We start from the raw sequence: 12,672 nt of genomic DNA on the forward strand, positions 1-12,672 counted from the left end.
CCCCTTGAACTTACTTTCTTTGAGATTTTAGTTCTCTTAACTTTCTTCTCTTCTCATAAAGTTTTATCTTATCCATTAGCTCTTCAGTCATTATTGGATTTGTATCATCTCTAATATAGTTCAAAATGTAAGTATAATCTTCATCATTTTGATCAAATTTGTCTAAATCTTTATCTATAATAAATTTTTTTACATTTATAATCTTTTCATTGATTAAATACTTATCAAAAAAATCTTTATTTTTTAAATAATCACTCTTTTGATTAAAAATCAGCCTTAAAATTTCTAATTCGTTAACATTAAAGGCTCTTTTTTCAGAGCTTACAATAATTTTAGCTTCTTTGTTTTGCTCATAAGTATTTAGGCTATTTTTTTTATAGCTAGTATTCTTACTATACTTGTTTATAGCTTGATTCAAAGTGTTTTTGTCTATAGAAAATAAGGTTGATACATTATTTATAAAAATTTCCCTAGTCAAATCCTTATCTATACTAGCAAGAAATTCGACAAAAAGATCTAATTTTTCATATTTTTCATTATCTTTAGCATTGCTATAAATATCTAAAATATTATTATATTTATAATTATAAGCATCATAAGCCATATCTTGTCTTTCTAAAAACTTATCTTTGCCAAATTTTTTTATAAAATCATCAGGATCCAAACCCTTATCTAATTTTATAACTTTGGCAATAACATTTTCAGCCAAAAAAATATCCACTGCTTTATTTGTTGCTTTTATTCCTGCTTCGTCCTGGTCATAACAAATAAAAACATTATCAGCATATCTTTTTATTAGTTTTGCCTGCTCATTAGTTAGGGCAGTACCTAAAGATGCAACTGCATAATCAATTCCATGGTTGTTTAAGGCTATAACATCCATATAACCTTCAACTAAGATAATATCCTTATTTTTTTGTTTCTTAAAGATATTCATCCCATACAAATTGTAACGTTTTTTAAAAATTTCTGATTCTGGCGAATTTAGATATTTGGGCATTGCATTATCAATACTTCTACCACCAAAGCCTATTACATTTCCATAATGATTAATTATTGGAAAAATAATTCTATTTCTGTATTTATCGTAATATTTGCCCTTAGGAGATTTTTTGATAAGACCTAGTTTTTCAACATCATCTTTGTCATAGCCTTTGTATTCAACATATCTTAATAAGTCGTCCCAAGAATTTTTGGCAAAGCCAAGCATAAATGTATTTACAATTGCAGATGAAAGTGATCTTTTCTTTAGATAATTTATAGCATCTTTATTAGTTAAAAGATTTTTATAATAAAACATCATAATATCTTTGTTGATATCATAAAGAATTTTATTTTTTTCATTGTTGGAAAAATCATCAGTATAGGATAAATTAACCCCAGTTTTTTCAGCTAAATATTTCAAACTTTCTGCATAAGAAAGCCCTTCTTTTTGCATAATAAAAGAAACAACATCCCCTCCTACTCCACATCCAAAGCAGTGAAATAATTGTTTCTTCTCATCTACTGTAAATGAAGGTGTTTTTTCATTATGAAATGGGCATAATCCCTTAAAAGAGGATCCTGATCTTTTTAAATTGGTATATTCGCCTATAATATCAACTATATTAGCTCTAGATTTTATCTCTAAAATAGAATCCTTAGAAATCATCACCATAAAACCACCTCTTGTATGTTAACTATACTAATTAATCAAGCTCTCTTCAATTGCTGTTATTATTAAAACAAATTAACATCTCATTTGTTAGCTAATTATAATTAAAAAATATTTATCAAAAATATAAGAAATTTATAAAATTTTCTATAGAAAATTAGTAGATATAGTAAAAAAATTTTATGCAATAAAGCTCTTCACTTTAAATAAATTTTTAATATTATCAATTATCAATGATTATTTTTCAGTTAAATATATTTTTATACTTTAATTTTTTAAAATAATATATTATAATATAAGACAACAAAAAGAATACGTATTGTCCCTAGGAGAAACTAATGAATTCAGAAAATATTAATTTAAAAGAATTAGAAAAAGATAATAAGCTTTCTGAGCTATCCATAAAAGTTCTTGATGCTCAAAAATATAAAATTAATAAAAATTATTCATCAAGAATTCAGTTCCATCCATTCATCTACTTCTACTACATAGTGGATGGACAGGCAAGACTTGCAATAGAAAGTGAATCAATAAAAATTAAAAAAGATGATTTGATAATAATTAATTCAAATATTGGACATACACTTTACGTTGATGCAAATCTTAATAGTTTTGAATTCATGGGTTTTGGTATAGAATCTATCTCTATATCTAAACTAAATTCAAATAATGTAGAATATCCTCAAACCAATTTCTTTAATACTAACTTGGGTGTAAATAATAACGCCAAAGATATTTTCAGGCAAATTTTTAACGAAAAAAATAGCAATAAGGTTTTTGGTAATTCAATGGCAAATGCTTTGGCTGCAATGTTTATAATAAAAATACTTAGAAAATATGATGATAAAATTACCGTTCACCACGAAAGAAAAATAAATAGGCAAATTGATTATTTAAAACAATATATAGATAACAATTATTCCGATAATATAACACTAGAGGAACTTTCAGCTATGGCCTACATGAATAAATTTCATTTGATTTCAGAATTTAAGCAATCCTATAGGATCACACCAATTGAATATTTGATCCTAAAAAGAATCGAGATTTCAAAGAATTTACTGATATCAACAAACCATTCTATGGAGGAAATTTCTGCCATGGTTGGTTTTAATTCTCAAAGTTATTTTAATCAAGTCTTTAAGAAAAAATGTGGTCTTACACCATCACAGTTTAGAAAAAAACACAGACTCTAAAAATATATGAAATGAAAAATATAATTACAATAAAAAATTGCTGGCAAGTATTTTTTACTTCCAGCAATTTTTTTAATATTCGCAGCCTTCGCTATAATCTCCAGCTGCATTCCACAATAAGAATTCATTTTGTCCTTGATCGTATAAGGCATCAATTTCTGCTTGTACAGCTTCTGCATCATATTGCATCCAATTTCCTTCTCCTATCCAAGTTGCAGTAAAATCTTGTAACCATGGTCTAGAAATAGGTGGATGCTCTAATTCTTTAAGAACTTTTTGTTCTTCTTCTAAATATCTATATACTAAATTATAAGGTTCTAAGTCAGGCTTTTCTATATCAAATGACCAACTTCCCCAGTGAGATGGATAAATCATTGAAGATATTACATCGGTTTGATTTGAAATTTCATCAAAATCTTGACCTATACCCTCAGCACGCCTTACTTGTAAGGCGTAACCAAAAACGTCAACAGAAATTGGAACGTTATACTTTTGGAGTTCTTCACGGGCTCTTTTTACAAAACCTGTAATAGCTGCAACTCTTTTTTCACCTTCGGTCATGTCGTTGGCATCTTCATATTCGCCTCTTGAATAATCTAAGGTATCTGAAAAAGTCTCAAATCCTTCAGCAAATCTCACATAGTCAAATTGTATCTCATCAAAACCTGCCTTTGCAGCAAGTTTTGCAATTTTTAAATCATAATCACAAACTTCTTTTAAAAATGGATTCATGAAAGCTTCACCACGATTATTCTTCCACAAGCTTCCATCTTTAAGGGTAAAGCCCCATTCTGGGTATTTTTCAGTTATAACCCCATCTTTAAAAGTTGTAATTCTCCCAATTACATAAATTCCTCGATCGTGAAAATCTTTAAGCATAGTTTTATAATCAACAGAATCAGATTTAGAATGTAATACATCCTCATCATCTGTGTCAAAATTCATCGTAACATTGCCCCAATCATCCTTAACATCAACAACAACCGCATTTAGTTTTGTTGTTTCTATAAGATTAATTAGTCTATTGTAAATTTCAGGATTAGTAATTGCTGTGGTATTTAGATAAAGACCCTTAACTCCATCTTTTGGATAGTATTTACATTTTTTCTCTTCAAGAGAAAGCAGTCTTGACGTATCATAATCCATGTTATAATCATCTGGAGTTACACCAACTTCATATGGTTTGCCTTCTTCTTTTTCTATAGCTTCGTTTATAAGTCCTTTTTCAGAATTATTATCCAAAGCTTTTTCATCCTCTGAATCTTTCTCTAAAGAATCATAAGTATTTGTGGTTTTTTCTTTGCTTGTATCTTTTTCTAAAACCTCATTTGTAATTTGACTATCAGATGAATCTTTAGAAATATTTTTTAAGTCTTTAAAATTACAAGAGCTAAGAATTAATACAAATGATAAAAAAAGTGAAAATATCCACATTCTTTTTTTCATATTCGCTCCTTTAAGTAGTAAAGAGCGAGCAAGCTTGCCCGCTCTTTATGAATGAACTTATATTATTGAATCATCATTAAGATTATTCTAATATATATTTTAAATTTAATCCGAGAAAATCTATGATAGATATTGAATTTGGAAAATCATATAAGTTTTTTCTCAATACTCTATCATCTCAAATCACTTTACTCATTATAAGCTTTAGTTTTTGTAATCGCACTTTCCACCCGGCTTCTTCAGGAGAAATTACGTTTCTACGCTTATCTCAAAAATGTAAAATGCTTCGCAATTTCCACCCAGTATGGCGTTTGTCCTCTCAAAGCACTTGCAGTGCTTTTCGCTTAGTTTTTCGGGCTCAGCTTCGCTTTGCCTCGAAAATGTAAAATGCTTCGCATTTTCCACCCAGTATGGCGGGACTACTTCACTACTTTAGTTACTACTCCAGATGCTACTGTTCTTCCACCTTCTCTTACTGCGAATCTTAGGCCTTCTTCTAGAGCGATTGGTTTTTGTAGGGTGATTTTGAATGTTGCGTTGTCTCCTGGCATTACCATTTCTACGCCTTCTTCTAGTTGGATATCACCTGTTACGTCTGTTGTTCTGAAGAAGAATTGTGGTCTGTATCCGCTGAAGAATGGAGTATGACGTCCTCCTTCTTCTTTGGTTAGTACGTATACTTGACCTTCGAATTCTGTGTGTGGGTGTACGCTGCCTGGTTTTGCTAGTACTTGACCTCTTGAGATTTCGTCTCTTTGTACGCCTCTTAGTAGGATTCCTACGTTGTCTCCACTTTCTGCTTGGGCTAGTGATTTGTGGAACATTTCTACGCCTGTTACTACTGCTTGGCTTGTTTTTTCGGTTAGTCCTACGATTTCTACTGTGTCGCCTACTTTTAGGGTTCCTCTTTCTACTCTTCCTGTTGCTACTGTTCCACGGCCTGAGATTGTCATTACGTCTTCTACTGGCATTAGGAATGGTAGGTCGTTGTCTCTTTCTGGGATGTCAAAGTATTCGTCTACTTCTTCCATTAGTTTTAGGATTTTGTCTGTCCATGGGCCTTCGCCACCTTCTTGTAGGGATTTTAGTGCTGAGCCTACTACTACTGGGCAGTTGTCTCCATCGAATTCGTATTCGTTTAGTAAGTCTCTGACTTCCATTTCTACTAGTTCGATTAGTTCTGGATCGTCTACTTGGTCTTCTTTGTTTAGGAATACTGCTATTTTTGGTACGCCTACTTGTCTTGCTAGTAGGATGTGTTCTCTTGTTTGTGGCATTGGACCGTCTGCTGCACTTACTACTATGATTGCTCCGTCCATTTGTGCTGCTCCGGTGATCATGTTTTTAACGTAGTCTGCGTGGCCTGGTGCGTCTATGTGTGCATAGTGTCTATTTGGTGTTTCGTATTCTACTACTGAGGTGTTGATTGTGATTCCTCTTTCTCTTTCTTCTGGAGCTTTGTCGATGTGTTCGTAGTCTACGTATTCACCTGTGCCGTATTTTTTGTTTAGTGCTTGGGTTATTGCTGCTGTTGTTGTTGTTTTACCATGGTCTACGTGGCCAATGGTTCCGATATTCAAGTGTGGTTTGGTTCTTTCAAATTGTTGTTTACTCATGTTTCCTCCTAATGAATCTTATACATATATTTATATTTTACCATAATATGCAATAAATTTCTACATATCATATTTTTAAAGAGCTTGATTTTTTATTTATTATATGGTAATATAAATAAGTAATGCCACTTTAGCTCAGTAGGTAGAGCGCATCCATGGTAAGGATGAGGTCCTCGGTTCAATTCCGGGAAGTGGCTCCATTTTTTTGCCTATTTGTAGGTATTTCAACGTTTTTAATAATAATTTTTCTTATATTAACGTGGTTTTCTGCCTCGGTTGGTAACATGATGGTAACTAAAAAACAAGACCTAAATTCTTATAACTTAGATATCTAGATTGTCATCAAATTTATTTATGATATTTTTTATTGATAAGGCAACCATATTATTTGGTGTAAATACCCTATTTTTTCACTTTTTTTAATCTAAGTTAAAACACTACTATTAACGTTTAAACATTCACAATCGTTCATATTTTCACTTATAAGTGATTTTAAAATCTTTTTATATACTAATATCTATACAGAAAAACAAAAAAGAGTCTGCATATCAGGAAACTCACAAATTATTGCTTTAATTATATTCAGAAACGTTTAACTCTCGTTTCAAAGCTTCCTGCAAAACATAAGAAAAGTTTATATCTTGCTCTCTAGCCATAATATCAAGCCATTGAGGTATGGTTAATGTTTTTTTAATCGATTTGTTATTTATGGCTTTTCTTACAAGTGGCATCCAAACGCTTATTAATACAGTCTTTTGATTATCAGTAATCTCTAAATCTTTTAATGCTGTAGGTTCTGGGATCTCTTCTCCATCGGTTTCCATAACTTCCATATATAGTCCAAGTACCTCTTCGGACATAAGCAATGCTTCTTCGTCTGTATCAGCACAAGAAAAACAACCAGGCAAATCAGGAAAAACTATATTAATTCCATCATCACCATATTCGAAAATCGCTGGATATACATATTTATCTTTCATAACACACTCCTTTATATTTATTATTATACGTGTAGATACACGTGTTGCAAGCTATTAAATGCAAAAAAAAGCTTTCGATCTCTTAATTAAGTTCCTATCTAACTTTGAAAATTTTCAGCATCTTTTTTGCACAAAAAAACACGTTAGAAAATACTAACGTGTTTGTGTTAAATTTATTAAGTTTTACATTCCTGAATTATTCATCATTTTTACTTCCCAATAACTCAATGAGTCGTCTGTTACAATATCCGGCCATTCCTCTTTTAAATAGTTAGCTATTTCTTGCCATTCTTTTTTATCTTCTTCGCTTAAATTTAACCATTCTTGTTTTTCTTTTTGTGTTGTGAACGTGATTTTTACGTTTGTATTTTTATTCTTTTGCATAATTATTTCCACTAATACATAAGAGATAATTCATAAGCAGTTGATCCTACACAACCATGCATAAATATATCTTCTGTTATTTCATTATTTTTTAACCTTTTTATGTACCTTTCATAATCTTCTCTTGTAGTTTCTTCACCTTCGCCTTCAAAGTATTCGTTAACTTCCTCATCACTTAGGCTAGGCCATAATTCTTTAAATTCTTTTATAACTTTAATTTTGTATTTTTCAAAAGTAACCATAATTTTATCCTAATTCAAAGTACATATGTTTATTGTACTATATAAGCATATAAAGATTTGATATGGCTGATAGTAAACTAATCTCAAAATCTGTTGATGGTAAATCCCTTTCTTTGTCAAATTTTTTTGTAATTTTTTAAATTCTATAAAAACCGTCTAGTTTATTCTTAAATAATCAATATCACCACCTCTAATTATTTAAATATGATAATTATTTTTAACATGGTATTTTGTAAAATTAGTTTATAACTTTTATTTTTGTACTATTTTATTAAAATTAGTTCTGCTTTTGTTTACTTGCATTTTTTCCATATCGTCTTTCAAGCTCTTCTTCCCGTTCTTTTGCTTTTTTTCTTCCTCATCAAGTCCTATACTTAATATATCTTTACCCTTTTTTGAATTGTTTATATAAATTCTAACATTAGCCATGTCATTATAAAATTGGCTTTTCTTGTTGAAGAATAATTTATGTAACTTACGGTAGTTCTTACTTTATGAAAATTTGTTAGTATCATCCTTTTCTGTCAATATAAATTTCTAGGCAAATTTCTCTATCATTTTACTTATTTTTAAAAACAATATTATGATTATTATAAAAAGTATAATCCAATATTTGCATTCTATTTTATCTCTCGATATTATCCTGATATTCTAATATTTTAAAGTATTATTCTTTTTGAATGAATCGGGTATATAATATATATAATTATTTTAATTTTATGGAGTGCATTATGAAATGGCAAGATAGGCAGAGAAGTTCCAATGTTAGAAAAGGTTCAAAAGCAAATAGTGGTTTTGGTGGATCACCTAGGCGTTCTGGACCAATTTTTATTCCTAGAGGCGGAAAAGGTGGTTTAGGCTCTATTATTTTCATTTTGATAATAATGTTTTTGCTTAAAGGGATATCTGGAATTGGATCTGATATTAATAACACTAATAATCAGAATATGGATAACCCTAAGCAATATCAAAATCAAAGCACTGATCAAGCTAATGCTAGAGATACATTAGAAGATTTTCTCTCTGTTGTGCTTAAAGACACTGAGGATGTTTGGCATGCAAAGTTTGAAGAGATGAATGCTGAATATGTTGAACCTACAATGGTTTTGTTCGAAGAATCAACTAGATCTGCTTGTGGAGTTGCAAGTTCTGATATGGGCCCATTTTATTGCCCAATTGATGAAAGTATTTATATTGATGTTGATTTTTATAGGCAGTTAAAAAATCAATTTGGTGCCGGTGGAGATTTTGCTTTTGCTTATGTTTTAGCTCATGAAGTTGGCCATCATGTACAAAATCAATTGGGGATTTTAGATAAAACTAGTAAACTTAGACAAACTTTACCGACTAAAGAATATAACAAATATTCTGTTGCTCAAGAGCTTCAAGCTGATTATTTTGGAGGCTTGTTTGCTTTTTATGTGGAACAAAAAGGCTATCTTGATCCAGGCGATATTGAAGAAGCTATGGATGCTGCAGCATCTATAGGTGATGATAGAATCCAAGAAATGAGTGGAAGAAATGTAAATGTTGACACTTTTACTCATGGTTCATCTTCTCAAAGAAAAGAAGCTTTTGATTTAGGTTATAAATATCACGATATTAATAATTCAATGGTATTTTTTGAAAATATTAATTAAAATTTTAGCTTTGCAATTTTTGTTGCAAGCTATTTTTTTGCTGAAAAAAAGAGCCCCATAAGGGACTCAATATTTTTATTACTATGCTAATTCTACTTCAGCGCCAGCTTCTTCTAATTTAGCTTTTAGAGCTTCTGCTTCATCTTTTGATACTTTTTCTAGTACGTTTGCTGGAGCACCATCAACTAATGCTTTAGCTTCTTTTAATCCTAAGCCTGCTGCATCTTTAACAACTTTGATTACGTTGATCTTGCTTTGTCCAGCTGATTTTAATACTACGTCAAATTCTGTTTTTTCTGCAGCTGCTGCTTCTGCTCCACCTGCTGCTGCTGGTGCTGCTGCTACTACTGCTGCTTGAGCTGTTACGTCAAATTCTTCTTCGATTGCGTGAACTAGATCTGATAGTTCTAATACTGTTAATTCTTTAATTTCGTCTAATATTTGTGTTACTTTTTCACTTGCCATTTTATTCTCCTTAATTAATTTTTTAAATAATGTTTAATTTAAGCTTAATTTTCTAAAATTATAAATATTAAGCTGCTTGTTCACTTTCTTCTTTTTTAGCACGTACTGCATCAAGTGCAAGGGCAATTTTTGCAATGGTGTTGTTAAGATCTCCTGCAAGAGCTCTAATTGGTGCTTGTGTTACATTTGCAAGCATTGAGTAAAGTGTTTCTTTGTTTGGTAATGATGCTATTGCAATCATTTGCTCGCTAGATTGGACTACACCATCTACTAAACCTGCTTTTATTAGAAGTTTTTCTTTTTGAAGATCTCCTTCTTTAGTAAAATCTACTGCTACTTTTGGACCTGTTACAGAATCTTCATTTGAGAAAATTAATGCATTTGAACCTTTAAGTTCTTTTGTTAATTCTTCAAAACCTAGTTCTTGGAAAGCAAATCTCATCATTGTATTTTTGTATACTTTGTATTCTGAGTTTCCTTGTCTGAATTTGCTACGAAGATCTGTTATTTCTTCAACGTCCATTTTGTCAAAACCAACTATTGTTATTGACTTTGCGTTTTCGATTTTTTCTTTAATCTCATTAACAACTTCTTGTTTAGCTGCTATAGCTTTTTCGCTCACTTTTTCACCTCCTAAAGGCTTTTGGTAGGTATTAAAAAACCCCACTTTATCTAAGCATAGTAACTATGCTTACAATGGTGGGGATTGTAAGTAATTTTTCCCACCTATACGCAATTATTAAACCGTTAGGTCTGCGTAGTCTTTGGTAGCCTGTTTATTTGACTATGATATTATATCACAATTTGTTTTTTTTGCAAATATTATTTTTCTACTAGATCCATTGCTCTTTGAGCAGATAATTTTACTCCAGGACCCATGGTGCTTGCTAAGGTAATTGATCTAATGTATTTACCTTTTGCTGCTGCAGGTTTTGCTTTAACTATTGCAGATATAAGCGCTCTGATATTTTCGCTTAATTTTTCTTTACCGAAAGATACTTTGCCTGTTGGTACATGTATTAAGTTAGCTTTATCTGTTCTATACTCAACTTTACCAGCTTTGATTTCAGAAATTGCTTGTTTAACATCCATTGTAACTGTTCCAGTTTTTGGGTTTGGCATTAATCCTTGTGGTCCAAGAACTCTACCTAACTTACCAACTGTTGCCATCATATCAGGTGTTGCAATTACAACATCAAAATCCAACCAGTTCTCTTTTTGAATTTTTTCTGCTAATTCTTCTCCACCTGCATAATCAGCACCTGCATTAAGTGCTTCATCTATACGGTCTTCTTTTACAAATGCAAGAATTTTTTGTTCTTTACCTGTTCCATGTGGAAGTACGATTGTACCTCTTACTTGTTGATCAGCATGACGGCTATCAACACCAAGTTTTACGTGAAGTTCTACTGTTTCGTCAAAATTTGCCTTAGCAACACTTTCTACTATCTCTAAAGCTTTATCAAGCTCATATTCTTTTGTTGAATCATAAGATTTTTTTGATTCTAAATATTTTTTTCCTCTTTTTGCCATTTAATTCCTCCTTAGTGGTTATCGAGTTAACTCTCCCACTAGTCTTCTACTGTGACTCCCATACTTCTAGCTGTTCCTGCTATCATGCTTACTGCTGCTTCTAAGCTTGCAGCGTTAAGATCTTGCATTTTTGTATTAGCAATTTCTTCTAATTGTGCACGAGTGATTTTACCAACTTTGTTTTTGTTTGGTTCTCCACTTCCCTTGTTAAGGTTGATAGCTTTTTTGATTAATACTGGTGCTGGTGGTGTTTTTGTAATGAATGTAAAACTTCTATCCGTATATACTGTTAATACTACCGGTATAATCATTCCAGCTTGGTCGGCTGTTTTTGAATTAAATGATTGCACGAAGTCCATTATATTGATTCCGTGAGGACCTAATGCTGTACCTACTGGTGGTGCTGGAGATGCTGCTCCTGCTGGTACTTGTAATTTGACTACTGCTTGTACTTCTTTTTCTGCCATAATTTACCTCCTTGTGGTCATATCGGGGGATTTCCCTCCCACTCTCTGACAGTTATCTAAAATTTTAGATTGTTTCTATATCAGAAAATTCTAAATCGATTGATGTATCTCTACCAAAAATATCTACAAAAGCTTTTATTGTTTGCTTTTCTTTGTCAATTTCTGTAACTTTGCCCACAAAATCTTTAAATGGACCTGCAATTATATTTACATCATCTCCGATTGCTACATCTAAGTCTATAACTACCTTCTCGTCTGTTACGCCAAATTTTCTTACTTCAGCGTTGGTCAAAGGTACTGGTTTTCTATCAGGACCTACAAAACCTGTAACTCCTTGAGTATTTCTGATGATATACCAACTTTTGTTGGTTATATTCATCTTTACCATTACATAGCCTGGAAATAGCTTTCTTGTTTTTACTTTTTTCTGATCGTTTTTGATTTCTACATATTCTTCTGTCGGCACTGTAACATCAACTATGTCAGGATTTTGCTCATTTTCAATCATTGATCTGATTTTATCGCAAACTCTATTTTCATAGCCAGTGTAAGTATGCACTACATACCATTTTGCCTGATCAGAAGAATTTTTTTCTTCATCGTTAGTATCTTCTACTACATTTGCTTTTTCTTCTAAGGATTCATTCCTATCGAAAGTTTCTGGCATCTTTCACCTACATCAAAAATCCTAATAGGAAAGCAAATAATTGGTCTAATAGCCAAATAGCCACACCTGTGATAGTACTAATTATTAGAATAATTATTGTATATTCAAGAGTGGTTTTTTTATCTGGCCATTGAATTTTTTTTCTTTCCTTACTAACTGCTGAGAAAAAGCTTTCTTCTTTTTTAGCCATTATATGCTCCTATTTTGTTTCTTTATGGATTGTATGCTTTCTACAGAATGGACAATATTTTCTAAATTCTAATCTTTCAGGATTATTTTTTTTGTTTTTAGTAGTATCGTAATTTCTGTTTTTGCATTCAGTGCATTCCAATTTTACTTTATCTGCCATTTAAACACCTCCTATTTTTATACGGATAATTCC

The 12,672-nt window shown here is 31.4% G+C and carries 15 protein-coding genes and 1 tRNA gene; 3 read left to right on the forward strand and 13 right to left on the reverse strand.

The window, feature by feature from the left end:
* Nucleotides 1-10: 10 nt before the first annotated feature.
* Nucleotides 11-1,657: a DNA primase gene (dnaG, locus tag GAN53_RS08170; protein ID WP_151410612.1), complete on the reverse strand. Its 1,647-nt coding sequence runs from the start codon at nucleotides 1,655-1,657 to the stop codon at nucleotides 11-13.
* Between the two features lie 335 nt (nucleotides 1,658-1,992).
* Here dnaG and GAN53_RS08175 point away from each other — a divergent pair, with 335 nt between their 5' ends.
* On the forward strand, nucleotides 1,993-2,850 hold the full coding sequence (locus GAN53_RS08175; RefSeq protein ID WP_151410613.1) for an AraC family transcriptional regulator: 858 nt from the start codon (nucleotides 1,993-1,995) through the stop codon (nucleotides 2,848-2,850).
* A gap of 72 nt (nucleotides 2,851-2,922) precedes the next feature.
* Here GAN53_RS08175 and GAN53_RS08180 read toward each other — a convergent pair whose 3' ends face one another.
* Nucleotides 2,923-4,296 (reverse strand): putative glycoside hydrolase, encoded by a 1,374-nt coding sequence (locus tag GAN53_RS08180; RefSeq protein WP_151410614.1) that lies wholly within the window; start codon nucleotides 4,294-4,296, stop codon nucleotides 2,923-2,925.
* Between the two features lie 419 nt (nucleotides 4,297-4,715).
* The gene (gene tuf / locus GAN53_RS08185) at nucleotides 4,716-5,912 is read right to left on the reverse strand and encodes an elongation factor Tu (protein WP_151409903.1); all 1,197 of its coding nucleotides are present in this window, start codon (nucleotides 5,910-5,912) and stop codon (nucleotides 4,716-4,718) included.
* Nucleotides 5,913-6,036: 124 nt separating this feature from the next.
* Here tuf and GAN53_RS08190 point away from each other — a divergent pair.
* A tRNA-Thr gene (locus GAN53_RS08190) sits at nucleotides 6,037-6,112 on the forward strand.
* Nucleotides 6,113-6,484: 372 nt separating this feature from the next.
* Here GAN53_RS08190 and GAN53_RS08195 read toward each other — a convergent pair.
* The 3 genes from GAN53_RS08195 to GAN53_RS08205 all read right to left on the reverse strand — a co-directional run bounded on the left by GAN53_RS08195 (nucleotide 6,485) and on the right by GAN53_RS08205 (nucleotide 7,518).
* Nucleotides 6,485-6,892, reverse strand: coding sequence for a type II toxin-antitoxin system HicB family antitoxin (locus tag GAN53_RS08195; protein WP_151410615.1), 408 nt, complete (start codon nucleotides 6,890-6,892; stop codon nucleotides 6,485-6,487).
* Between the two features lie 183 nt (nucleotides 6,893-7,075).
* Complete coding sequence (locus tag GAN53_RS08200) at nucleotides 7,076-7,276, reverse strand: hypothetical protein (protein WP_151410616.1); 201 nt, start codon at nucleotides 7,274-7,276, stop codon at nucleotides 7,076-7,078.
* 11 nt (nucleotides 7,277-7,287) lie between these two features.
* Nucleotides 7,288-7,518 carry a hypothetical protein gene (locus tag GAN53_RS08205; RefSeq protein WP_151410617.1) on the reverse strand — a complete coding sequence of 77 codons (231 nt, stop codon included), beginning with the start codon at nucleotides 7,516-7,518 and terminating at the stop codon, nucleotides 7,288-7,290.
* A gap of 731 nt (nucleotides 7,519-8,249) precedes the next feature.
* On the opposite strand from GAN53_RS08205, the gene GAN53_RS08210 reads away from it, so the two are divergent.
* On the forward strand, nucleotides 8,250-9,158 hold the full coding sequence (locus GAN53_RS08210; RefSeq protein WP_151410618.1) for a neutral zinc metallopeptidase: 909 nt from the start codon (nucleotides 8,250-8,252) through the stop codon (nucleotides 9,156-9,158).
* 81 nt (nucleotides 9,159-9,239) lie between these two features.
* Here GAN53_RS08210 and rplL read toward each other — a convergent pair whose 3' ends face one another.
* From rplL to rpmG, 7 genes are all read right to left on the reverse strand, one after another.
* Nucleotides 9,240-9,623, reverse strand: a complete 384-nt coding sequence (rplL, locus tag GAN53_RS08215) for a 50S ribosomal protein L7/L12 (protein ID WP_151410619.1) — start codon at nucleotides 9,621-9,623, stop codon at nucleotides 9,240-9,242.
* 67 nt (nucleotides 9,624-9,690) lie between these two features.
* Nucleotides 9,691-10,245 carry a 50S ribosomal protein L10 gene (gene rplJ / locus GAN53_RS08220; RefSeq protein WP_151410620.1) on the reverse strand — a complete coding sequence of 185 codons (555 nt, stop codon included), beginning with the start codon at nucleotides 10,243-10,245 and terminating at the stop codon, nucleotides 9,691-9,693.
* A gap of 200 nt (nucleotides 10,246-10,445) precedes the next feature.
* Nucleotides 10,446-11,156, reverse strand: coding sequence for a 50S ribosomal protein L1 (rplA, locus tag GAN53_RS08225; RefSeq protein ID WP_151410621.1), 711 nt, complete (start codon nucleotides 11,154-11,156; stop codon nucleotides 10,446-10,448).
* A gap of 38 nt (nucleotides 11,157-11,194) precedes the next feature.
* A complete protein-coding gene (gene rplK, locus GAN53_RS08230) occupies nucleotides 11,195-11,623 on the reverse strand; it encodes a 50S ribosomal protein L11 (protein WP_099320550.1) in 429 nt (142 codons plus the stop codon).
* A gap of 64 nt (nucleotides 11,624-11,687) precedes the next feature.
* Nucleotides 11,688-12,290, reverse strand: a complete 603-nt coding sequence (gene nusG, locus GAN53_RS08235; RefSeq protein ID WP_151410622.1) for a transcription termination/antitermination protein NusG — start codon at nucleotides 12,288-12,290, stop codon at nucleotides 11,688-11,690.
* Between the two features lie 7 nt (nucleotides 12,291-12,297).
* The gene (gene secE / locus GAN53_RS08240; RefSeq protein WP_151410623.1) at nucleotides 12,298-12,480 is read right to left on the reverse strand and encodes a preprotein translocase subunit SecE; all 183 of its coding nucleotides are present in this window, start codon (nucleotides 12,478-12,480) and stop codon (nucleotides 12,298-12,300) included.
* 9 nt (nucleotides 12,481-12,489) lie between these two features.
* Nucleotides 12,490-12,639, reverse strand: a complete 150-nt coding sequence (rpmG, locus tag GAN53_RS08245) for a 50S ribosomal protein L33 (protein ID WP_151410624.1) — start codon at nucleotides 12,637-12,639, stop codon at nucleotides 12,490-12,492.
* Nucleotides 12,640-12,672: the final 33 nt, after the last annotated feature.

This window comes from Anaerococcus sp. Marseille-P9784, assembly GCF_902500265.1.
Classification (GTDB): Bacteria; Bacillota; Clostridia; order Tissierellales; family Peptoniphilaceae; genus Anaerococcus.